The organism is Adhaeribacter radiodurans (genome assembly GCF_014075995.1).
GTDB classification, from domain to species: Bacteria; Bacteroidota; Bacteroidia; order Cytophagales; family Hymenobacteraceae; genus Adhaeribacter; species Adhaeribacter radiodurans.
In genome coordinates, this window is record NZ_CP055153.1 from 6,712,771 (window position 1) to 6,735,871 (window position 23,101).

Here is a 23,101-nt window from a genome sequence, read left to right on the forward strand (position 1 = left end):
TTCCTAAAAATGTTGCTTTGAATTTTAGAAGGGAAAGAAAATTAATTCAGGCTTACTTAACAAGAGAAGCGAATTATTTATAGCGCCACAAAAATAGTAAATTGTAAGGGCATTAAATTAAAAGAGATGCCGCATATCTTAAATACTTATTCTTCCGAAGCAGGATTTTGAAATAAATTGACTTGTTGGAGTATTTCTTGTTTCCGGGCCGAATTAAAACGTAGATCTACTACCCCCCCAATTACGATAATGGCCGGTGAAGTAATATTTTGTTCCTGCGCTAACTGGCAAATAGTATCAATGGTTCCGCAAAGCAGGCGCTCGTTAGGCAAAGTTCCGTTCTGAATAATTGCTACCGGGGTAGTGTTTTTACCTAATACCTGAAATACCCGGGTAATATCTTCTAGGTTTTTCATGCCCATTAATATTACCACGGTAGCCGAAGACTGGGCCGCTAAGGCAATATCCGACGAAATTTGTCCATATTTAGTAGCGCCGGTAATTACCCAAAAACTTTCGCTTACCCCCCGGCTGGTGAGCGGAATATTCTGAGAGGCGGGTACAGCAATAGCGCTGCTAATACCCGGAATTACCTCGGTAGCAACGCCGTGTTGAGCCGAAAACTGAATTTCCTCGTAACCTCGCCCAAACACAAATGGGTCGCCGCCTTTTAGGCGCACTACGTGGCCGTATTCTAATGCGTATTTAACAATTAAGGTGTTAATTTCTTCCTGCGGATACTCGTGTTTACCGGAACGTTTGCCCACAAATATGCGGGGTTTATCGGCAGGTACCAGATCAAGTAAAGCCGGATTAACAAGAGCATCGTAGAGTACCAAATCAGCGGCGGCTAACGCTTTCGCCCCTTTAATGGTTAGTAAATCTACATCGCCGGGGCCTGCGCCCACTAAAGTAACCCGCGGAATTTTAGAACTCATGAGAATCGCAGACTGATAAAACGCTTAAATTACGCACATTTCTAGTAAAATTTACTTTTTAGCCGCTAGGTTAATCTAAAATTAGAATTTAACCTCTCAAATTATAGGGTTTAATGAGGTATTTTTCTTTTGATAACCAAGAAAAAAATCAATAAAAAAGGTGGTCTGCCAAACAAACCACCTTTTGAAAATAACAGAAATGATTTTTTAAGCCGTTAAACTCCAGCCAGAGCGGTATTCGCGGGTTACAAATGGGTTTGCTTCCGGAGCATTGGTAAACTGCATTTTGGCCGAATCCCACAATAATTTTTTACCGGTAAACCGGGTAGCAATAATACCCAGCAGCATGGTTTCGGTTAATGGACCGGCATAGTCGAAGTTAGACGAAGGCTGTTTTTTACCATCTTTCGCGCAACGTACCCAGTCCATTTCGTGACTTACATCTATCCGGGGAATAGTTTTAGCTGGTTGCTTGTATTCGGCCATGCGGCTGGCAGGTAATAAGCGCGGGTTAGAACCATAGGTTTCGTGCATCAGTTTACCTTTATCACCAATCATCAGTACCCCGCCGCTTTTATCCATATTTTCATCCGGTCCCATTTCAGTTGGTTTCGGCGGCATTAAACCCCCATCGAACCAGGTAAGCGTTACCGGAGGCATATTTTCGCGGGCGGCAAATTCATACGTCACCATAGAGCCGCTCGGGTAAGTAGCTAAATCTTGTTTATTGTTACCACCACCAAAAGGCGTGCTGGTAGCTTCTACGCTTACAGGAGCGCCTAGTTTTAAGGCCCAGTTCGGGTGGTCGAGTAAGTGCGCACCCATATCGCCGAGAGCACTGGCACCGTAATCTACCCAACCCCGCCATTTAAACGGATGGTAAGCCGGGTTGTAAGGCCGCAACGGAGCCGGCCCCAAAAATACTTCCCAGTCCAAACCTTCGGGAGTAGCTATGGTTTCGGTAGGCCGCGGAATGCCCTGTGGCCAGATCGGGCGGTTCGTCCAGGCGTACACGGTACTTACTTTACCAATGGCACCATCCCAAATCCATTCATTTATTAAACGGGCACCTTCGCTGGAATGCCCTTGATTACCCATTTGCGTGATAACTTTGTATTTGCGGGCCGCTTCGGCCAAAGCGCGGGCTTCGTGTACGGTATAGGTTAAAGGCTTTTGCACGTACACGTGTTTCTTCCGGCGCATCGCTTCCATGGCAATAACGGCATGCGTATGATCTGGTGTAGCCACCACTACCCCATCAATATCCTTACTCATTTTATCCAGCATTTCGCGGTAATCTTTAAACCGCTTGGCTTTTGGATACTGAGCTTTTAGTTGATTAAAGTTGTTAATCTGATTGGTTATATTTTGCCGATCTTTATCGGTAGCAGCATCTTTTAGCCGGGCTTGTGCTTTTTCGGCATCGCTGGTTAATCTATCAAAAGCTTTCCCCGCAAAATCCCAGTCTACATCACATAAGGCTACAATATTCTGGCTCGATAAATTAAGTAAATTAGAGCGTCCCATGCCGCCTACTCCAACGCCGGCAATATTAAATTTGTCGCTCGGGGCTACAAAACCGGGTCCACCTAATACGTGCCGCGGAAAAATATAAAAAGAGGCAGCGGTTAAAGCAGCGCCTTTTATAAAATCACGACGGTTGAAAGCGTTTTTACTTTGTTCTGAAGTATTTTGCTGGTCTTCCATTTGAAAAATTATAGGGATTTTAAGTTAGAATAAATAGCCCAAATAGATTACAATCCGGGAGTTTGTTTTTGCATAGATTGTATAATATTACATCTAATTTAGAAAACAAGCTACTTTCATTAAGGAAAAATAATTGAGGCGGCAGTTTTTTTCTGATTTTAGTAAAGTAACCGTAAACGCACCCTTTTTTAGTAAATTTATGTTTTTTCTCCTGATCTGTTGGAGTGTTTTAGGCCTTTACGCCTGGATTATTCTTCGTAGGTGGCGTGCCTGGCTTACTCTGCCTCCGGTAGGTAATTCTTTAGATTTTGCCCAGACTTTTTTATCGGTGCTTATTCCGGTACGCAACGAAGCGGCCCATATTAGAGCTCTGTTGCAAGATTTAGAACAACAAACTTACCCCAAACAAAACTTTGAAGTACTGGTTATAGATGATAACTCAGATGATGAAACAGCGGCATTAGTGGGGGTATTTAAAGAAAAAAGTAAATTGCCGGTGCGGCTGATTTGTTTGCAGGATTACCCGGGCTTGCAGCAAAAAAAAGCCGCTATTACAAAAGGAGTAGCCTTAGCTAAAGGCGAGTTAATAGTGCAAACCGATGGAGATTGCCGGGTTACTCCGGATTGGCTTTTTACCTTGGCCCAACACTATGAGCGCACAAATGCCCGTTGTATAAGTGGGCCGGTGTGCCTTTCAACGGATGGTTCCTGGTTTGAGGGAATGCAGGTGGTAGAGTTTGCCAGCCTAATTGGGGTAGGGGGCGCATCTATAGCCGTAGGGAAACCAAATATGTGTAATGGAGCTAATTTGGCCTATGCGCGTGAGGCTTTTCTGGAGGTGCAGGGTTTTACAGGTAACGCGCATTTGGCCTCCGGCGACGATGAGTTTTTAATGCACGAAATAGCGAAGCGTTATGCTGGTAAAGTAAGTTTTTTAAAAGATAAGAGAGCTATTGTTTATACTGCGGCACAAAAATCAGTAACCGCGTTTTTTAACCAACGCATTCGTTGGGCAAGTAAATGGCCTAACTACTCTGAGTGGTCGGTTAAATTTTTGGCTGTATTGGTGTTTGGCGTAAATTTTTTACTTTTTCTGGCTTTTATGGCTTGGCTTGGCGGCGGATTCGGTAATTGGCAAGTGGCGGCATTATTTAGTTGTAAACTAAGTGTAGATGGGATATTCCTTTTGGCGGTGTTGCATTTCCTTAATCGGAAAAGGTATATTATTTACTTGTTACCTCTTCAATTGGTGTACATTCCTTATGTATTGTACACGGCCTTACGCGGGTTACGGGGCACTTACTATTGGAAAGGCCGACAGGTTACAACTTAGGGAGCAGGTAGGTTAAACAAAATCCATCCGCAATAAATGAACGGGTTGATAGTTAAGGAAAAAGCTCTGGTTTACAGCTTTAGAGACACAGTTGAAAAGAGTAATTAGCTATCTTTAAGCTGTTTAAGGTAACACAACAAAATAAGTATATACATAAAACTTGGTAGTAATATGACCGAGATTGAATTTGAAATTATCGATGAACTGTACTTTGTAACATCTTTTCATCAATTAGAGAATGCCTTATTCCTGGCGGATGAGGAATTGTGCCATAGCTTGCAAGACTTGGTTGTGCGGGGGTATGTAAAGTGTTATTACCCCGACCCGGATACAGAAATTGAGTACAATAAAGTTAAATTCAGTAAGGATTATAAACAGTATTATTTTCTGGCAACCAAAGCCGGATTAATGGTGCATAACTCGCGGTAATAAATATGATGGCTGCCTCCCTAGTAGCACACTCACCGGCATATTACATAAAAAAACGCTTGCTGCAGAATACACCGGCAATGGTTGGGTTATTTTTTATTGTAGTAGCACTACTAATTGCTTTGTTAGGTTACGCTATTATGCCTGATGCCAGCCCGAATGCCAATCACTCAATCGTTCAATTGCAGAAAAAAGCACCGGGTTTTTCGGTTTGGATGCTTCGGATAAAAAAACAAACTATCCAACCAGCGCCTACTTTTCTGCACAAATGGTTATTTGGCCAGGAATTACCCTATCAGGAAATCCCGGTTCAAAGTTTCCGGGTAATAGATAAATTTATAAGGGTAAATCCGTACGTAGATAAACGTTCTTTACCAGATGAAATACGGATTTTTCCTTTGAATAAGGTTTTTGGGTTGGAATTAAGTAACTTAGAAACACAACGATCGAGCTCCGCTGTGTTACAAGAAAAGGTAAAAAAAACTTCCTTGTTTCGTAAAACATATCTGCTAGGGACCGATAGGGCAGGTCGGGATGTATTAAGCCGGTTGCTATTGGGCACTCGTATTTCGCTCAGTATTGGTTTAATAGCCGTTTTAATTTCGGTGAGTTTGGGGATTCTGGTAGGCTCCATAGCGGGTTACTTTGGTGGTTGGGTAGATAAGGTTATGCTGTTTCTCATGACAGTGGTGTGGTCTATTCCGGGCATTATGTTGGTTATTGCCATTAGCTTAGCTTTTAATAGCCGGGGAGTTTGGGTGTCGTTTGTGGCCGTAGGATTAACCATGTGGGTAGATGTAGCGAGGTTGGTTCGCGGTCAGTTTTTAAGTATAAAGGAAAAAACATATATTGAAGCCGGAAAAGTTTTAGGTTTACCGCAAAGCCGCCTTATTTTCCGTCATATTTTACCGAACCTGATTGGCCCTTTAATTGTTGTAGGTACAGCTAATTTTGCCGCCGCTATTTTAATGGAAGCCGGATTAAGTTTTTTAGGGTTAGGCGTGCAGCCGCCCACTCCTTCCTGGGGAATGATGGTTAACGAAGGTTTTCAGTTAATAGGTACCAGAGCCGGATTATATTTAGTGTTACTACCAAGTATTTGTATCAGTTCATTAGTTTTATCTTTTAATTTGCTTGGCAACGGGCTACGCGATGCATATGACCCTAAATTACTCCTCAACAATGCCTGAAGTAAACGTAAAGTTTATGAAGAAAGAGCTCGACCTGAAAAAGCTTGAGTTATCGGCGTTGCTGGAAGTTACCCAGGCTATTAACGGTAATTTAACCGATCAGGCGCTTTATAAGATTTACCATTTTACTTTATTGGCCCAATTGCAAATTTCGCGCTTAGGCTTGTTTGTGCTGGAAGATAACTGGGAGTGCAAAGTTAATTTTGGAACCAATCACAATTTTCTGGATACTGCCTCCCTGCCGCCGGCTATTACTTGTTTAACCGAAATAAGCTACATAACCGATTTAAACCTGGATGCGCATTGGGGCGAATTTGAAACGGTTGTGCCTATTTTACAAAATCGTAAAATTCTGGCTTTTGTTTTAATTGGTAATTCGCAGGCGTATTATTCTACTTTAGGGGCTTTGTCGTTTGTGCAAACCTTAAGTAATATTATTCTGGTAGCAATGCAGAACCGCCGTATGGCGCGCCTGCGTTTAGCTGAAGAAGCTATCCGGAATGAGATTAAAATTGCGCGCGAGGTGCAAACCATGCTCTTCCCGAAGTCGTTGCCCAATGACGACGCAGTTGCCATTCATGCCAGTTATTTACCGCACTCTTCCATTGGCGGCGATTACTACGATTACGTTCCCATTGACGAAGACCAGTTTCTTTTTTGTATTGCCGATGTTTCGGGCAAAGGAGTGCCGGCTTCTTTACTCATGTCTAATTTCCAGGCAGGTTTACGCACCATTTTGCGCCAAACGCCTAATTTGCTTACCGTAGTAACCGAGCTTAATCATTTAATTTACTGCAATGCGATTGCGGAGAAATTTGTTACGGCTTTTTTCGGTATTTACAATCGCCGCACCAATGTACTAAGCTACGTGAATGCCGGCCATAACTCCCCGGTGCTGCTGCACGAAAATAGTACCGTTCAACTCCTGACTGAAGGATGCACCATGCTGGGTATTTTTGAATCCTTGCCTTTTATATCCGTAACAGAGGTGCCTATTCCTAATAAATCGTTGATAATGTGTTATACTGATGGGTTAACCGAAGTCTTTAACACCGACGAAGACGAATACGGACTGGACAATACCATCAAGTTCCTGCAAAACTACCGTTACCTGCCACTCCCTAAACTACACGAAGAACTGCTCGAGGAAATTAAAAATCATAATCAAGGCAGCACCAATTTCCACGACGATATTACCTTACTTTCCTGCCGGTTTAAGTAATTTTAACAATTGGTCGATGAACTGTTTAGTTGGTAGCTTCCATTTCGGTTAGAATCTTCTTTATTAAAAAAATTTGCCCCAAATGATAATGGGTGTGCTCTGTAATTCCGTGTAAGTTCCGGTAATAGTTGCCGTATTTAGACTCGGTAAAAACTTCAAATAGTTGTACTTCCTCTAATTTCTCGATTTCCGCAGCCAATAATTCAGCTTCAGCCAAGGTTTTATTTGTAAGATTTTGCCAGTCTTCTTTCGAAGTTATAGGTGAAAGATCAAAGCTAAATTTATCGCTGGCATTTAACGGTTCTCCTTGTAATACTTTTAAAACAACGCTCACATAATAGTTGATGTGAAAGACTAAAGCGGCAATGGTATTTAAGTTATAAACTTTTGTTATCGATTGTTGCCAGCTAATATCTGCTAAGGTGTCTTTAAGATTAACCGAAGTCCAGTTTCCTCCAAAATAAACATCCCGGAGATGTTTGGCTATTTGTTGAGCTAGCATTTTGAACTTCTTTAGGGTGAGATTTAGGGTTGAAAAAAAAGCACCCGGTGTAAACTAGTTAACAACCATTACTCAACCTGAATACTCTCCTTCGTCCAATAATCCAGGCGAATGAGTGCTACCAGGGATAGGTAGAATAATGAGCCGATTTTATCGGTTTCAAGCAGTTCGTTTAAGAAAAGATGAACGGCAATAATAAACAGGCACAAGCCAATAGCCAGAACCGTTTTTCTGTGTTCCGGTTGAGTAGTTCGATGATAAATTTTTTCGGGTAGCAGTAAAGCATAACCCATAAAAATTAAAAATAAAATTCCGCCTAAATAACCTTGTTCAGCAAATTGCAGCAAAAAATAATTATGAACCGTAGATTGCTCCAGATTATCGCTTACGTAGGTAGTAAACCGGCTGACAGTATATTTTAAATATTCCGGGTAAAAAGTATTGGGTCCGCTACCGGTAAACGGCCGGTCGGCAATCATGCGGGTGGCGGCAATCCAACGGTAAACGCGCTCCATTCCTGATACATCGCGCAAAGTATACGTAGCCTGTAAGTGTTTCCGGATATCGTCTTTGTTGAAAATAGTTTTCTCGTAATCCGGGGCATATTGCATGTACCGGTAATTCGAGCTCAGGTAAATAACCGCCGCTACACTGGTAAGTAAAATAAAAGCCAGCAAATAACGCGTAAGCCGAAACCGAATTACAAAACCATACAATACCGTCAAAGGTAAACTTAACCAGGAAGCCCGGGTATACGAAGCCAGTACTCCAGCCAATAATAAAAAACTAATCAGGCCTAATAAAATTCTCCCACGACTTGTTTTTTGATGCAGCGTCAGGTACACCGCATAGGGTAGGGCTGCGGCCGATAATACCCCGTACATGACGTGGTTCCGGAGAAAAGGAGCTACTATTTTATTGGCAGCAGCAAACGTAAAACCAACAGCCGCGTGCCGGATTAAAGTAACAGTAACTACAATACCCAGAGCGCTGATAAAAAAGTAAAGAAACCGCCGCCAGATTGTCGGGTTCTGGATAAGATCGCCGGCCAGAAAAACAAAAACCAGTAAATACCAGGTTTTGGCGACCAGGTACTTCCCCGAGCGTAAATAATCGGCTGAAAGCAAAGTGGTAACTATTGACCAGGCAAAAAATAAGAGTAATATCTTTATTAAAGGATGCTGGATTAAACGCCTATCCGGACTTTTGCCGAGTAGCCACGAACCCAGGTAACAAGCGGCCAGCAAAATAATGAGCGGTTCCGAAAATAAATCTGTTCCAAAGCCGCCAGGCAAATCCACTTCCATAGAAAAAGGAATAGCCAACAGTAACACATAATAAAGCACCGCATAATTAGTAAGTACAATGCCCAAAACTACCAGCCCTAGTACTGGAACCAGAAATAGAATATTTTGCTTGTAAATAGATAAGGAAAGCGTTGCCAATAAAACGGCACTAAAAGCCAGATAAATTTTTAGCTGCTGATTAACGGTAACTGGCCAGGAGAAAATCATGCGTAGAAACGGGCGTGGCGAACTGAACGCCGACGCTCTAAAATACTAACTACTACCACCGACAGTAAAAAAGTTAAAAACGTAGCTCCCATCACAATTAACCAACGGATAGGTTTTACTTTTTTAATAGCCGGAGTAGCGGGCTGTACCACGTACAAAGAACTGGTCTGGTTTTGTAAAGCCAGCTTGGCGTCTTCGTAAATTTGCCGGGCTTTTACGTATTCTTCGCGGCGGCTGTCAAAAATGGCTTCGAGGCGGGTAACTTCGTCGGTACCGGCTACATACGATTCCAGGTTAATGCTATTACCCGATGTCGCACTTTTTAAGGCATTTAGAGCGGCCTCTAAACCTTTTATATCCGCCTTTAAAGTAATGATTTTATCATGAGAACCGGAAAGCTGCGCCTGATAACTTTTTAAGGTAGCACGGGCTTGCTGCAAATCGGTTTCGGTTTGTACCAAACGTTCGGCCAAATAGCGGCTTTCGGGGCGACTTTCGTGCTCGGCAGTTGTGGTGCCGAAAATACCGTATTGTCGCCGGGCAGCTACTAATGAATCCTGCGTTTTAAGTAATTCTTTTTGTAAAAATTGCTGCCGCTGGGCGTAAGAATTTACCATTTTTTGCTGATTGGTGAGCGTTAACTGTTGGTTAATCACATCAATCTGCTGCGTAATGGTGTTAGCTACCTGGGCCGCAAAATACTTATCTGCATCGTCGAAAGATACTTCTACTGCCGAGCGGTTATTCTGGGCAATAGAGTAGTTGTACAAAAATTCTTCCAGTACTTTTTGCCGGACTTTATCAGAGGTATCGTTAGCGGGATAACGGTAGTGCTGCGCAAAGTTAAATTTTTGAATGATATGCCGCAGCAAAGGTTCGGATTGACCAATGCTAATGAGCCGGTCCGCATCGTCGGAACTCATGCTTAGCGTTAATTTCTCGCCATTTAAAATAAACTCCGGATTTAAGGTTGTTTCCAGGTCGGGTAAGTTGGTAGGATAAAAAATAGCCGTTGACCGGTAAATATTGGGGAGCAACAAAGCGGTAATGGCGCTTATAATACAGGCGGCTAAGGTTACTCCCAAAATTGGCCAGCGCCATTTTTGCATCAGTGGCAAATAACCTGCTAAATTATGTTCGGTGGCGGCCATTTAAAATTTAAAACTTACTTCTAAAAATCAAATCTATTTAAAATTTACTAAATTATTTTGGCTCTGCTACCCACAAAAGCATTTTTAGCTTTACTTAATTTTCTGAAACTCCATTTTAGTAACTTCTCTTTGCTGAATCCAGAATTTATCAATAATCTGAGTGATGGGTAAAGTTATATTTTCTAAAAATAGCGAGAGCTTAGTTAAGGGTTCGCCTTCGATCCGGTTTTTGGGATTAAATACTTTGCGAATAGCACCACAAACGTAATAACTAGCGTGAATAGGCAAGTATTGCGTAGCTATTAATTTAAAACCTTTATTTTGAAGAATATTGGCGTAAGTGCTCACCGGTCGACCCATGTTTAACTCATCGCCTTTTTCGATAGATTCGGTCCTTTCAAACAATATAACTTTATCGCGCGATACTCTACCCATTTCTTCCAGGTAAAGTTTAAACATTTCGTAGTTGGTGTTGTGCTGCAAAACTGTAACCGAATAAACGATATCAATAGAGTTGTCGGGGAGTGGAATGCCGGTACCATCGGTTTTAATTAACTCTACCGGATAATTTTTTAAATTTTCGGCGGCTAATTGCAGCATGTTCTCAGAAATATCTATCCCTACTAAGCGGGCAGGTTGGTGCTGGGCCACTATTTTTAAATTACCACCGGGACCACTGCCCAACTCCAACACCGACTTTCCTTTAAAATCTATTTTATCAAAAATCTTTAGAAATTGCTGGCGTTTGTAGACGTAGTAAGGCTCGTCATCGCCGGCAATTACATTTCCCTTATTTCGTTTGGTAATTTCCTGGGCTACTTTCGACCAATACTTTTCGGGTTGATAGTTCATCTTGAAAATTGTTCTCGAAAAATTATTAAATAGATGAAGAGGCTTTTGCAAAAATATTAGAAAAATTACCTTTTACTTAACCAGTATTATTCGCACAACTTATAAAATCCTTAGTTAGAGGTATATTTCAAAAAGAGCTAGCTTCCGTAATTGAGCTAATTCGTTTGTGTTTATTAAGGTAGAAAATGTTAGTTTATTAGTATTTCAAATAGGTAAGTTTTGCTTTAGCAATCCGCTTTAAATTCGAAAGGCCATCATGTCCTATTTCATTCCTTGAAAATGACCAAGTTGAATTAACTTGTTCCAATAATAGATAAATAGTGTCCGCTTCTTCTAAATAAGCCCTGAAATATTCCCATTTAATTTCTGACTTTGTTTTAGGAGTAGTATATTTTACCCATTCGTTATTGAATTCTAAAAAAATCTCGTCATTTAAGTTGAATTTTTCCGCACATTTTTGTTTCAATTGCTGCTGCTTTAAGTTAAACGCCCTAGCCTTAATAAAATATCTAACCAGAAAAAGCGTCCACGTTCCTGTTATCACAATGTAAAAACCAATTAGGAAATCTAAATCTGTGAAAAAAGAAAATGCTGTTAGAATGGCGCTAAGTACAAGAAGGGTTATAAAATTCTTTTTTATACCTTTTAACTCGAAGCTTCTAAGTAATTTATGTATAAATAGATTTTGTCGTATTTCTTCTTCTAAAATCCTGTTTATTCTTATTTGGTCCCCATTCAGATGCATAATCCATAATTAATACTATCTAACTTTCCGATGATTAAAATTAATCCTTGTTAACCAATTAAGGAGCTTTAACTTTGCTATTGAAATAAAAAAAATTTAGAGTATAATCTGGCCGAACTAAGCGAACCTGTTTAATCCTGCATTAAAAACAAGTAAAACGTAAACCTGCCTTCTAATTTATTAAAAAGCTACTCGGAAATATCAGTTTTGTGGTACTGCTAAATTTGCTTGTAAAGCCTATTTGGTTGGTTTTAGAAAACAACGTGCAAAACCAAATGGGCCACGCGGCCTTTGGTACGTTTGCGGCGCTTTTTTCTTTTACTTTTATTTTTACCTCATTCACCGATCTGGGTATTTACCATTATTTTACGAAGCAAATGGCAGCAGTACCTACTTTTATGGCGACACACTTGCCGGTAGTTTTGCCATTTAAAACGCTCATTTCCTTAATATTTCCTTTTATAATGCTGCTGGCCGGCTGGGCCATTGGGTACCAAAAAGAGGAGTTATATTATCTTACTTTAGTCGGTTTTATTTTTACGTTTACCCAGTTTACCCAATTTTTACGCGGAGCCCTACAAGCCTACCAGTTCTTTAACCTCGATTCAGTAATGTCGGTGCTGGAACGGTTTTTCCTGATTTTTATAATTGTGGTGCTGCTTTACCTGGGAATTACGCTGGAAAGTTACGTGTATGCCCGGTTGGCTTCGGTACTATTGGCTTTCGGAATTCTTTGTCTGTTGTTCCGTAAAAAATTCGGCTCTTTTCCGGCTAAGTGGAGCTGGCAGCAATTAATTTTCCTGTTAAAAGCCAGTTTTCCGTTTGCCATTATTAACCTGGTAAACGGCATTAACGAAAAAATTGACATGGTGATGCTGGAGCGGTTAGCTTCGAGTCGGGAAGCAGGCATTTACGCGGGCGCTTACCGTTGGGTAGATGCCGTTATGATGTATTTATGGACGGTACTGCCTATTTTCTTCGCTAAATTTGCGGCTCACCAGCACCAACCTCTCGAACAACAAAAGCTGCTGCGTTTCGGGCAAATGGTGGTAAGCATACCCATTATTTTCGTGTGCGTTTTCGTTTTTTTTTACGGCGAAAAACTGTTCTGGCAATTTAGTAATTCTTCGGCTACCGAGTTAAGCTTAATGCACCTGAATTTACAGATTTTATTTGCCAACGTGTGCGTACACGGCTTCTTTGCCATTTATGCCAACATACTCACTGCCAGTAACTGGGAGTTAGCAGTAAGCAAACTGGTAGCCCTTAGTATTGTGGTAAATGTTACCCTTAATTTTATTTTTATTCCGGTTTATGGTTCTTTGGCAGCGGCCGTAGATACCCTTATAAGTGCGGTGCTGGTTTCCGGTGGTTATTTGCTTTACCTACGGCCAAAATTAAACATTCCGGTTCCCGGAGATCTTATTTTTAAATTATTAGTAAGTGGCTTGGCGTTAGGTGGTATATTTTACGGATTATCGTTTATTTTTACCATCTGGTGGGTAAATACTATTCTGGCAGGCATTGCGTTTTTAGGCGTATTGTTTTTAACCCGGGTTATTCGTATCGTTGATCTAAAGGCCAATCTGTTTCCAAAAAAATAAATATTATTGTAAACGGTTAGCCGTAAGTTGTTGCATGAGAATAGCCGTAAATACCCGTATTTTGTTAGCTGGTAAATTGGAGGGAGTGGGTAAGTTTACGCACGAGGTGTTACAACGTCTGGTAGTACAGCATCCCGAACACGAATTTTACTTTTTTTTCGACCGACCTTACGATAAGCAGTTTATTTACGCTCCTAACGTAAAGCCTGTCGTGATTTACCCTCCAGCGCGGCATCCGTTTCTGTTTTACCTTTGGTTCGAGATAATGCTGCCACGGATATTGCGCCAATTAAAACCCGATGTATTTTTTTCGCCGGATAACTTTACCACGTTGCGCACTACTGTGCCGCGGGTAACGGTCATTCATGATCTGGCATACCAACATTTTCCGGAAGAAAAAAGATACTTCGACCGGCGATACTACCAAAAATTTATTCCGCGTTTTGCAGCAGCTTCCCGGCTTATTTTAACGGTTTCGGAGTTCTCCAGAAAAGACATACTTAAAAGTTTTAATCTGCCCCCAGATAAGGTAAAGGTAGCACCCTGTGGCGTATCTGATTTTTTTAAACCTACGCCTTTTGCGCAGCAAATAGATATCCGGCAAAAGTACTGCGCCGGCGAAATGTATTTTGTGTTTGTAGGAGCCTTGCAGCCCCGTAAAAACCTGGTTAATCTTTTTAAGGCTTTCGATGCTTTTAAAAACTTAACGCGCAGCGAGGTGAACTTAGTAATTGTAGGTCGCAAAGCCTGGAAAGCCGGTTCTATTGTAAAAGCTTACCAGGCCATGACGCATAAGACCGAAGTAGTGTTTACCGGTAGGGTTTCGGATGCCGAAGTGCGGCAATTATACGGCGGAGCCTTGGCACTGGTGTTTGCTTCTGTGTTCGAAGGTTTTGGCTTACCCATTATTGAAGCTCAGAAATGTGATTGCCCGGTTATTACAAGTAATACCAGTTCTATGCCCGAAGTAGCCGCCGACAGTGCGTTGCTGGTAGACCCTCACTCGCCGGATGCTATTTGCCAGGCGTTGGTGCAATTATACCATTATCCGGAGCGCCGCGACTACTACATTCGCCGGGGGCGCGAAAACTGCCGCCGTTATACCTGGCAGCAAACCACCAATCTCGTTTATCAGGGGCTACAAGAAGCCGGAGTAAAATCAAAAAAATCTTTTGATTAGGTAAGAAATGCGAATTTTTAAAACCCCGGCTTTGTTGCGGTATTTATTTCCGGAGTATGTCTGGCGAAAAACAAGTAAAGAGAAGTGCATTTATCTAACCTTCGATGATGGGCCAGTGCCGGAAGTAACAGAATTTGTCTTACAACAATTGGCAATTTACCAGGCAAAAGCTACTTTTTTCTGCGTCGGCGAAAACATCAGCCGGTATCCGGATATTACCCGGAGCATAGTAGAACAAGGGCATTTTTTAGGAAATCATACTTATAATCACCTGCGGGGCTGGGCCACCGAAACCGATACCTACGTGCAAAACATTGCTTTATGTCAGCAGCAAATTGAAAAATATCAGCCTAAACAAGCAACAAACTTGTTCCGGCCGCCTTATGGTCGCATCGGGCGCAAACAATTTAGAGAAATTAAATCGGCTTACCGCGTTATCATGTGGGAAATACTTACGTATGATTTCGATAATACTCTTCCGGCCGAAGTGGGTTTACAACGCATACTGAAACAAACTACTGCTGGTTCAGTGGTAGTATTTCACGATTCTGTAAAGGCGTTCCCTAACCTGCAGTATTTGTTGCCGCGGTTTCTGCGTTATTTTGCTGGTATTGGTTACAGCTTTAATACTTTATGATGTTCAAAGTAATATACTTTGCGGTTTTATTCAGTGTATCCTTGGTTATTTTGGGCCTATGGCTTTTAAACCGTCGCCGTTACCGGACCCAGTTACTGGTGTTTCCGAAGGTGAGCATTTTAATTGCCGCCCGCAACGAAGAACATACTATTTTAAGGTGCCTGCAAGCTATTGAAAATTTAGATTATCCGCGCGATAAACTGGAAATACTCATCGGCGACGATGCTTCTACGGATAACACCTACCGGGTAGTCCGGCAATTTATTCAGGATAAGCCCCATTACAAGTGTATTACAGTTACTCAAAATCTAGGATTAGCCCGGGGAAAAGGTAATGTTTTAGCTCATTTAGCGCACCTGGCTACGAGTAATTACTTTTTTATTACCGATGCTGATATTCAGGTGCCACCTGCCTGGATTCAGTTGATGCTGGCGCAGGTAAGGCCTTATATTGGTATTGTTACGGGTATTACCACCGTTACCGGCCCGCGGCTTTTCGATAAATTGCAATCCATCGATTGGGTATATGCCTTGGGATTATTTCAGGTAGTAACCGACCTGGATTTGCCGGTATTTACTATGGGCAATAATATGCTTATAACCCGCGAGGCTTACGAAGCTACCGGCGGATACGAGAACATTCCGTTTTCCATTACCGAAGATGCCAAGCTTTACCAGGAAGTAGTAAAAAGACATTTTCATACGGTTAATATTTTTGATCGATCGGTATTAGCTTTTTCTACTCCTGCCCAGGATATGCGGCAATTATTGTGGCAGCGGCGGCGTTGGATGGAAGGGATTAGTCATATCCCGTTTTATATGGCGGCGGTATTTATTTTATATTCTTGCTTTTATCCCATCTGGATTCCTTTTTTTCAGGAAGTATCGCCGTTGTTTTACTGGGGAATACTGGTGGCTAAGATAGCGTGGCAATCAGCTTTTATTAAATTGTGCGCCCAACGCGTGAACTTAAAATTTACTATTTGGCAACTCGTTGTTTACGAATTTTTTATGATGTTCCTGGGCATTGCCTCTATAATCTATTATATCTTACCCGTTAAAATTACCTGGAAGCAACGGAAATATGCCTGAACCTTGGTAAATTTGCCGGGTTAGTTAGGTTGTGGAATTTAGGTTGTTAGTCTTGCGTTTTAAGCTTGGCAGCATACAAGTTAAGTAGTTCCAAGGCTTTTATTTACTTTTTTTTAAGCTACGTGCTTAAGGTTACCGGCTAAACTAGTCGCAACTTACTTAAGCAAATGGACGGACGAATAACCTAAACTGTACGACGCACCGCCTACAATTTACTATGGAGCTAATAGATTCGCACGCACATATTTACGCCACGGAGTTTAAACCAGATAGGGACGACGTTATCCGGAAAGCGCAGGAAGCTGGCTTAATTCAGATATTAATGCCAAATGTGGATCATACATCGGTTGATAGTCTATTACAAACTGAAACGGATTATCCGGGTTTTTGTCTGCCCATGATGGGAGTACATCCTTGCTCAGTTAAAAAAGATTTTCAAAAAGAGTTATATCAAGTAGAAGATTGGTTAAATAAACGTTCTTTTACGGCCATCGGCGAAACCGGTATTGATTTATACTGGGACAAAACTTTTCTGGGGCAGCAAAAAGAAGCGCTTTTAGTGCAGTTGGAATGGGCTAAAAAGTACAAGCTACCTATTGTTTTGCATACCCGCGACTCTTTTGAAGAAACTTACGAGTTAGTGGCCGCTGCTCAGGATGGTAATTTAACCGGAGTATTTCATTGTTTTTCCGGTACGCCGGAGCAAGCGCAACGGGTAATCGATTTAAAATTTTACATGGGTATTGGGGGAGTAAGCACTTTTAAAAATGGCGGCCTGGATATGTTATTGCCTCAAATTCCGCTGGAACATATATTGCTTGAGACGGATTGCCCGTATCTGGCACCTGTTCCTTACCGGGGCAAACGAAACGAACCTGCTTACTTACCACTTATTGCCCAGCGGGTAGCGGATATAAAGCAAGTAACCGTTGAAGAAGTGGCTACCGTTACTACCCGGAATACCCGTAATTTATTTAACTTATAACATGAAATTGCGAAAAGTTCACCTGAACACCGCTGCTACCCTCGAACCGGTTGGATCCGTATTGGTGATTTATACCGGCGGTACCATCGGGATGGTGTTTGATAAAACCGGCCGGCACCTGGTTCCTTTCAAGTTCGAGGAAATTATGGATAAAATGCCGGAATTACGGCAACTGAATATCGACTTATCCTTGATTAGCTTTGCCCGACCCATCGACTCGTCGGATGTAACCGATGCCGACTGGATTGTGCTTTCTTATATTATTCAACAACACTACGACGATTTTGATGGTTTTGTGATTTTGCACGGCACAGATACCATGGCCTATACAGCCTCGGCTTTGTCGTTCCTGCTCGAAAATCTGCAAAAACCTGTAATATTTACCGGGGCGCAGGTACCAATTGGTAAAATGCGGACTGATGCCCGTGAAAACCTGATTACCGCTCTGGAAATTGCTACTTCTACCAGCCGGGGCATTTGCATTGTGCCCGAAGTGTGCATTTATTTCGGCGATTTGCTGCTACGGGGTAACCGGTCCAAGAAAGTAGAAAGTAGTCATTTTAATGCTTTTAAGTCTACTAATTATCCTTTATTGGCGCAGGCCGGAGTAGAGATTGAATACCACGCTAAAAATATTTTGCCTTTGCCCACTGGTCGGTTTAAAGCGCACCAGGTGCTGGATAACCGCGTGGTGCGGCTCCGGTTATTTCCGGGCCTTTCGGAACACGTTATCCGAAATTTAGTACTTACCGAAAATCTGCAAGGCGTAGTATTGGAAAGCTATGGGTCCGGAAATGCTCCTACGGCCCGCTGGTTTTTAGATGCCATGCAAACCGCCATTGACCGGGGTACTTTTATTTTAAACGTTTCGCAATGCGATGGTGGGCGGGTTGACCAGGGAAAATACCAAAACAGCAAATACCTCCACGATATGGGTATTATTGGGGCCAACGATATTACCAGTGAGGCCGCAGTTACTAAATTAATGTTTGTTCTGGGCCAGAACTTACCCTACGAAGAAACCCGCCAATTACTGCAAACGGATCTTCGCGGCGAAATGACAGTTGAATAGGTAAGAAATCTGAAATCCTGCTTTAGAACTAGATAATAACACAAAAAGAAACCTCGATAGCGGGCTGTACGCCACTTACCGAGGTTTCTTTTTATGCAGCTTATCCAAAATTTACTTTTTCCCTTTTAAGTAATACCAAATAGTATAAACCATAGGCCATAAAAGTTGGAAAGCTTTTCCTTGAAGACTGTTCCAGTCTCCATGCTCCGGTTCTATCGTGTTGGCACGGCCTAAGTTTGCCTCATGGCCGGCGGGCCTCATTTGGCTCTCTCGCACTCGCTAGCCTTCCTTTCCTCGGCTCCGTCTGCGGAATGCTAACGCACCGGAATCCTAGCAGGTGCTCCATAGCCAAACAGGTGTCATTACCTAGTAGCCAAAGCTTTTCTTGTTTTTACTGACTTTTCTATTTACACTGTAGTTATTACTAATTTTCTAAAGCTGATGACTCTAATTATTTTATTAAATACTGCCCCTGCCCCTCCTAAAATAGGAGGGGCAGGGGCAGTATTTAATAAAATAATTAGAGGAGTTAATAAGTAGAAATATCCGGAGCTACTAGCAACTGATACCAGTTTGGCTATTGAGGGCCTTTTAGCGTTCCGGTGCCGACGCAGGAGGCATGGCGCAGTGCAACGAGCCAAGGTTCGCTAAACCGCCCGAAAGAGCCAAACGAGGCCCGCCGGCCACGAGGCAAACTGGGTACGATTCAAACAAGTTAGTACATCAACCTGGAGACTTGAAAAGGCTCCATGGAAAAAGGCAAACGCCGCTAGGAATTTTAAAGAATTTAAGCCCATGCTTTACTTAACACTCTATGGAATGATGTTTTTACGATTAAGTATAACATCTCAAAATTAATTTTAATACTTGCTATCGAGATCGTAATAAAAAGACATTATTTTTCATTACTTATACACACAAGAGTCTAACATCTAATAGTTTGCTACTTATATCTCTTTACTTATCTCTTAATAAACTTAAGAACTTGCCTTTTCTGGTCTAGTTGCAGATGAAATAGATACATACCAGCTTTTAGTTGCCCCACGTTTACCTGAATTTGATCTGGGCTAGTTTGTTGGTGTCCGTTAAGCATTACTTCGGCTCCGGCGGTATTTACAATAGAAGTGGAAATTTGAGTGACAGGTTCGGGTAAGTTTACGGTAAATCGATCGGTTACCGGATTAGGGTAGAGTCTGATTAATTTAGTAATTTCTGAATTACTGGTAGTAGGTACGGAACGATTGAACTGAACTATACCCGCCGAAACCGTTACGGTAATAACTTCTTCGTCGAAGAGTGGGGGAGTACCATTATCGGCAACTCTTACTTTAAACAGATAACTACCATCGGTAGCGGGTGTCCAGGCGAAGGCTCCAGAATTCGCATTAATAGTGGCTCCGGCTGGTGCCCCAATTAAAGAAAAAATTTTGCTTTGGCCCGCATCCGGGTCGGTGGCAGTCGCGGTAAATTTAAGCGGGGAGCCAGTGGTCGCATTTTTATCGCCAATGGTAGCTAGTACCGGCGCATCGTTTACGTTGGTAACCGTGATAGAAACTGTTTTAACCACAGATTCTTGGCAGCCCCAAACAACTTTAAATTTAAAAGAATCTTTTCCGGAAAAATTTGCCTTAGGCTTGTAGGTGCGGGTAGCTCCGGAGCCCGATAACGTACCATTAGCAGGTGGAGTAACAATGGTATAAACAAGAGAAGTGCCACTCGCAGAGCCAGTGAGCGTGATGGCTTTACCTGTTTCTTCGGTGGTAGTAATACTTTGGGCATTGGCTACCGGGTTTGCTTTGCGTATTACTAATTCCCCCATGGGCTTACTTCCATCCGTTACCGGATCTAATTGTCGTAATACCGAAAAAGTGCCGCTCGCAGTAATCTTAAAAATAGTGCCGCCGCTGAAAAAGCCGCCTTCCGGAGTTACCCCGTAGAAACTATTATCGCTACCCTGTACTAAACTGCCTTGCGGCCGACCACCATCATTGTAGTAATCCAGGTGGTGCAACACCGAAAAAGTGCCGCCAATACTAATTTTAAAAATAGTACCCTCTCCAAATAAACCTCCACGGTTGGTCAAGCCATACAAATTACCATTACTACCTTGTATTAAATTGCCGTACGGGTACCTGCCATCGTTGGAGCTATCCAGGTGGCGCAAAACGGTAAAAGTACCGCTGGGGGTCATTTTAAAAATAGTACCGTAACTATTAGCGCCCCCTTCCGACATGGTACCGTAAAAGTTACCATCGGTTCCTTTTACTAAACTGCCCGATGGGTTTCGTCCGGTAGTAGCACTTTCTAAATGTTTCAGAACGGTGAAGGTACCCGAAGGACTAATGCGGAAAATAGTGCCGTAACTATTAGTGCCGCCCCGGTACGTCATGCCGTAAAAGTTTCCCCCACTTTGAATTAAATCCCCGGTCGGGTTACCACCGTCGGTGGCATAAGCTAAACTGCGTAAAACGGTAAGAGTACCACTTGCGGTAATTTTAAAAATAGTGCCATAACCACTTGTGCCTCCATTTTGGGTGAGGCCGTAAAAGTTGTTATCGGCACCTTGCACCAGACTACCCTGCGGATTGCTGCCGCTCGTACTCGAGTTAAAAGAATGTAAAGTAGAAGAAGCACCATCGCAAAATCTAAAAACAGTACCGTAGCCGTACGTACCACCCACCGAAGTAATGCCGTAAAAGTTGCCATTACGCGCCTGAATCAAGCTTCCTAAAGGTGTATGGCCATTATCCGATTCGGGAAAATGGACGAGTACAGAAAAAACACCGGCTGCCGTAGTTCTAAAAATAGTACCGTAACCACCCGGGCCGCCGCTAGAAGTCATACCATAAAAAATACCACTGCTGCCTTGTACCAGACTACCCAACGGATTGCGGCCATCGTTAATATTATCCAGGTTGTGGAGTACGGTATACAATCCTGCGGGGGTTATTTTGAAAACGGTACCAGAACTGTTGGTACCACCTACCGAAGTTAACCCGTAGAAATTGCCATCGCTACCTTGCGTAAGACTACCCTGGGCATTACCGCCATCGCTGGAATAAGCAAGATGACGCAGCACAGTAAACGTACCGCTTAAAGTCATTCTGAAAATAGTGCCGTAGTTGTTGGCACCTCCGGTATAAGTCATCCCGTATAGAACTCCGTTGGTACCTTGTATTAAACTGCCGCGCGGATTAGCTCCGGAAAGGCTATAATCTAAATGGCGCCGCACGGTAAAAATCCCACTGGGAGTTATCCGGAAAATAGTGCCGTAATTATTCTCGCCGCCCTGGTAAGTCATGCCATAGAAATTACCGTCCGTTGCTCTGATTAAGCTGCCTTGCGGATATCTTCCGGTGGTAGTATTATCTAACTGTTTGAGAACGGTAAAGGTACCCGAAGGAGTAATTTTAAAAATAGTGCCATAGTTGTTAGTGCCACCTTGATAAGTCAGGCCGTAAAAACCGCCATCGCTGCCCTGCACCAAATTACCTTGCGGGTATCTGCCATCGATAGCATTATTTAAATTGCGTAATAGTGTGAAATTACCAGTAGGTGTTATTTTAAAAATAGTACCATACCCAGTTCCTCCTCCATAAGTAGCCATTCCGTAAAAATTACCATCGCTGCCTAATGTTAAGCTGCCCTGCGGATTACTACCCGTAACTGAAGAAATAAAATTAATAATAGTGGTAATGGTGCCGCTTGGAGCAATTTTAAATATGGTGCCTTGGTTATTGGCACCTCCCTGATAAGTCATGCCATAAAAGTTGCCATCTGGCCCTTTTATTAAACTGCCATAAGGCGAATAACCCGATTTGGCAAAATTTTTCTGAACTTTGAAATTAGTGCCATTGCTGCGGATACTAAAAGCGGTACCGGCTCCTTCCTGACCACCACTGGAGGTAAGCCCTACTAACTCATCTTGCGCAAACAGTAGAGTAGTTGATAATAAAAAAAAGGTAAATACTAAACAAATAAAGAAATAAGCCAGATTACTATTTTGGCTAAGCGTGGAACTTACTTTCAGGTGAGAATTAACTTTTTGAGAGTGGGTAATTTTGGCAGCGGGGAAAATTAGTAAAACTGGTTTCATATCTTAACGGGTTTAGAAGATAAGTGCTTGATTTTTATTGTTATAAATCATAATGAAAAAGATCGGAGTTTTGCGAACCGGTAACAAGAATTCCCTAGATAACACGCGAACAGAGAAATAAAAAAAGGGAAAGAAAGCAGCTCATATCCAACGTAATGAGAAAAGCGCTTTCATCCATAATTAGCTACGGACAGTTTGGGTGGTAACAAGCTTTCAGGAAGCGGGGAGCCGACGTTAAGTTTTGCTGCTGAGCAAAGACGAGAAAACTCAGCCACCGAAGAGTAAAAAAGAACAACCAATAAAAAATGCTCTTTTATGCAAGAGCTAACGGAATGTGAATTAACAAAGACTGATAAAAGATGGTAACCAGCAGGTGTTTATATTGTTTACAGGTAAGTGGTTTGTTTTTAATATATTACTGCTGGAAAGGTATAAAGAAAGCACCCGAATAAAAATACTGATTTTTCAGTATTTTTATTCGGGTGCTTTGATAAATAATTATTGAGGAGAGATAGCGTTTTTTCCGGAACATTTAATTGTAGTTAGATAGGAGCTGTTCTTGCAGCTAATTGTTTATAATAAAGCTGCGTTTAACCCGATGCAATCTGGAAATTAGGTAGAAAGTGTAACCTAAATTTGCTTGGGTTAAATTTTATCTGTTTTTTTGCAATCCGTTAAACAGAGAGGTGTCCGAGTGGTTGAAGGAGCACGCCTGGAAAGTGTGTATACCTCAAAAGGGTATCGAGGGTTCGAATCCCTTCCTCTCTGCACAAAAGCTCTAAATCAAGTTGATTTGGGGCTTTTTTTATTTTTGGGGTAACAATAGGGGTAATATTCTTTAATTTACTTAACT

Annotated in this window: 18 protein-coding genes and 1 tRNA gene; 11 read left to right on the forward strand and 8 right to left on the reverse strand. The window is 42.1% G+C overall.

The features are described 5' to 3' along the window. Positions 1-146: 146 nt before the first annotated feature. Complete coding sequence (gene cobA, locus HUW48_RS26410; RefSeq protein ID WP_182413782.1) at positions 147-938, reverse strand: uroporphyrinogen-III C-methyltransferase; 792 nt, start codon at positions 936-938, stop codon at positions 147-149. 207 nt (positions 939-1,145) lie between these two features. Continuing rightward, on the reverse strand, positions 1,146-2,645 hold the full coding sequence (locus tag HUW48_RS26415; RefSeq protein ID WP_182413783.1) for a Gfo/Idh/MocA family oxidoreductase: 1,500 nt from the start codon (positions 2,643-2,645) through the stop codon (positions 1,146-1,148). A 199-nt stretch (positions 2,646-2,844) separates the two neighbouring features. Here HUW48_RS26415 and HUW48_RS26420 point away from each other — a divergent pair, with 199 nt between their 5' ends. The 4 genes from HUW48_RS26420 to HUW48_RS26435 all read left to right on the forward strand — a co-directional run bounded on the left by HUW48_RS26420 (position 2,845) and on the right by HUW48_RS26435 (position 6,819). Next, complete coding sequence (locus HUW48_RS26420) at positions 2,845-3,978, forward strand: glycosyltransferase (protein WP_182413784.1); 1,134 nt, start codon at positions 2,845-2,847, stop codon at positions 3,976-3,978. A gap of 171 nt (positions 3,979-4,149) precedes the next feature. Next, positions 4,150-4,407, forward strand: a complete 258-nt coding sequence (locus tag HUW48_RS26425) for a hypothetical protein (RefSeq protein ID WP_182413785.1) — start codon at positions 4,150-4,152, stop codon at positions 4,405-4,407. A gap of 5 nt (positions 4,408-4,412) precedes the next feature. Next, positions 4,413-5,597, forward strand: coding sequence for an ABC transporter permease (locus HUW48_RS26430; RefSeq protein ID WP_317173738.1), 1,185 nt, complete (start codon positions 4,413-4,415; stop codon positions 5,595-5,597). Further along, the gene (locus HUW48_RS26435; protein WP_182413786.1) at positions 5,590-6,819 is read left to right on the forward strand and encodes a PP2C family protein-serine/threonine phosphatase; all 1,230 of its coding nucleotides are present in this window, start codon (positions 5,590-5,592) and stop codon (positions 6,817-6,819) included. Before HUW48_RS26430 ends, HUW48_RS26435 begins: the two co-directional genes overlap by 8 nt. Positions 6,820-6,844: 25 nt before the next feature. Here HUW48_RS26435 and HUW48_RS26440 read toward each other — a convergent pair whose 3' ends face one another. From HUW48_RS26440 to HUW48_RS26460, 5 genes are all read right to left on the reverse strand, one after another. Next, positions 6,845-7,321 (reverse strand): DUF1572 domain-containing protein, encoded by a 477-nt coding sequence (locus HUW48_RS26440; RefSeq protein WP_182413787.1) that lies wholly within the window; start codon positions 7,319-7,321, stop codon positions 6,845-6,847. A gap of 68 nt (positions 7,322-7,389) precedes the next feature. Then, positions 7,390-8,835 (reverse strand): O-antigen ligase family protein, encoded by a 1,446-nt coding sequence (locus HUW48_RS26445; protein ID WP_182413788.1) that lies wholly within the window; start codon positions 8,833-8,835, stop codon positions 7,390-7,392. Further along, a complete protein-coding gene (locus HUW48_RS26450; RefSeq protein WP_182413789.1) occupies positions 8,832-9,986 on the reverse strand; it encodes a GumC domain-containing protein in 1,155 nt (384 codons plus the stop codon). The genes HUW48_RS26445 and HUW48_RS26450 overlap by 4 nt, the downstream gene beginning before the upstream one ends. A 90-nt stretch (positions 9,987-10,076) precedes the next feature. Next, complete coding sequence (locus HUW48_RS26455; RefSeq protein ID WP_182413790.1) at positions 10,077-10,838, reverse strand: class I SAM-dependent methyltransferase; 762 nt, start codon at positions 10,836-10,838, stop codon at positions 10,077-10,079. 196 nt (positions 10,839-11,034) lie between these two features. Continuing rightward, the gene (locus tag HUW48_RS26460) at positions 11,035-11,583 is read right to left on the reverse strand and encodes a hypothetical protein (RefSeq protein ID WP_182413791.1); all 549 of its coding nucleotides are present in this window, start codon (positions 11,581-11,583) and stop codon (positions 11,035-11,037) included. Positions 11,584-11,783: 200 nt separating this feature from the next. Between HUW48_RS26460 and HUW48_RS26465 the strand changes: the two genes are divergently transcribed. From HUW48_RS26465 to HUW48_RS26490, 6 genes are all read left to right on the forward strand, one after another. Beyond that, the gene (locus HUW48_RS26465; RefSeq protein WP_262891537.1) at positions 11,784-13,187 is read left to right on the forward strand and encodes an oligosaccharide flippase family protein; all 1,404 of its coding nucleotides are present in this window, start codon (positions 11,784-11,786) and stop codon (positions 13,185-13,187) included. A gap of 34 nt (positions 13,188-13,221) precedes the next feature. Then, positions 13,222-14,367 (forward strand): glycosyltransferase family 4 protein, encoded by a 1,146-nt coding sequence (locus HUW48_RS26470; RefSeq protein WP_182413793.1) that lies wholly within the window; start codon positions 13,222-13,224, stop codon positions 14,365-14,367. Positions 14,368-14,374: 7 nt separating this feature from the next. Continuing rightward, positions 14,375-15,004, forward strand: coding sequence for a polysaccharide deacetylase family protein (locus tag HUW48_RS26475; RefSeq protein WP_182413794.1), 630 nt, complete (start codon positions 14,375-14,377; stop codon positions 15,002-15,004). Further along, positions 15,001-16,095, forward strand: a complete 1,095-nt coding sequence (locus HUW48_RS26480) for a glycosyltransferase (RefSeq protein WP_182413795.1) — start codon at positions 15,001-15,003, stop codon at positions 16,093-16,095. The genes HUW48_RS26475 and HUW48_RS26480 overlap by 4 nt, the downstream gene beginning before the upstream one ends. Positions 16,096-16,312: 217 nt before the next feature. Beyond that, positions 16,313-17,080, forward strand: a complete 768-nt coding sequence (locus HUW48_RS26485) for a TatD family hydrolase (RefSeq protein ID WP_182413796.1) — start codon at positions 16,313-16,315, stop codon at positions 17,078-17,080. 1 nt (position 17,081) lies between these two features. Then, the gene (locus HUW48_RS26490; RefSeq protein WP_182413797.1) at positions 17,082-18,152 is read left to right on the forward strand and encodes an asparaginase; all 1,071 of its coding nucleotides are present in this window, start codon (positions 17,082-17,084) and stop codon (positions 18,150-18,152) included. Positions 18,153-19,113: 961 nt separating this feature from the next. Here HUW48_RS26490 and HUW48_RS26495 read toward each other — a convergent pair. Continuing rightward, positions 19,114-22,248: a choice-of-anchor tandem repeat GloVer-containing protein gene (locus HUW48_RS26495; protein ID WP_182413798.1), complete on the reverse strand. Its 3,135-nt coding sequence runs from the start codon at positions 22,246-22,248 to the stop codon at positions 19,114-19,116. Positions 22,249-22,928: 680 nt separating this feature from the next. Here HUW48_RS26495 and HUW48_RS26500 point away from each other — a divergent pair. Then, positions 22,929-23,016 (forward strand) — tRNA-Ser (locus HUW48_RS26500). Positions 23,017-23,101: the final 85 nt, after the last annotated feature.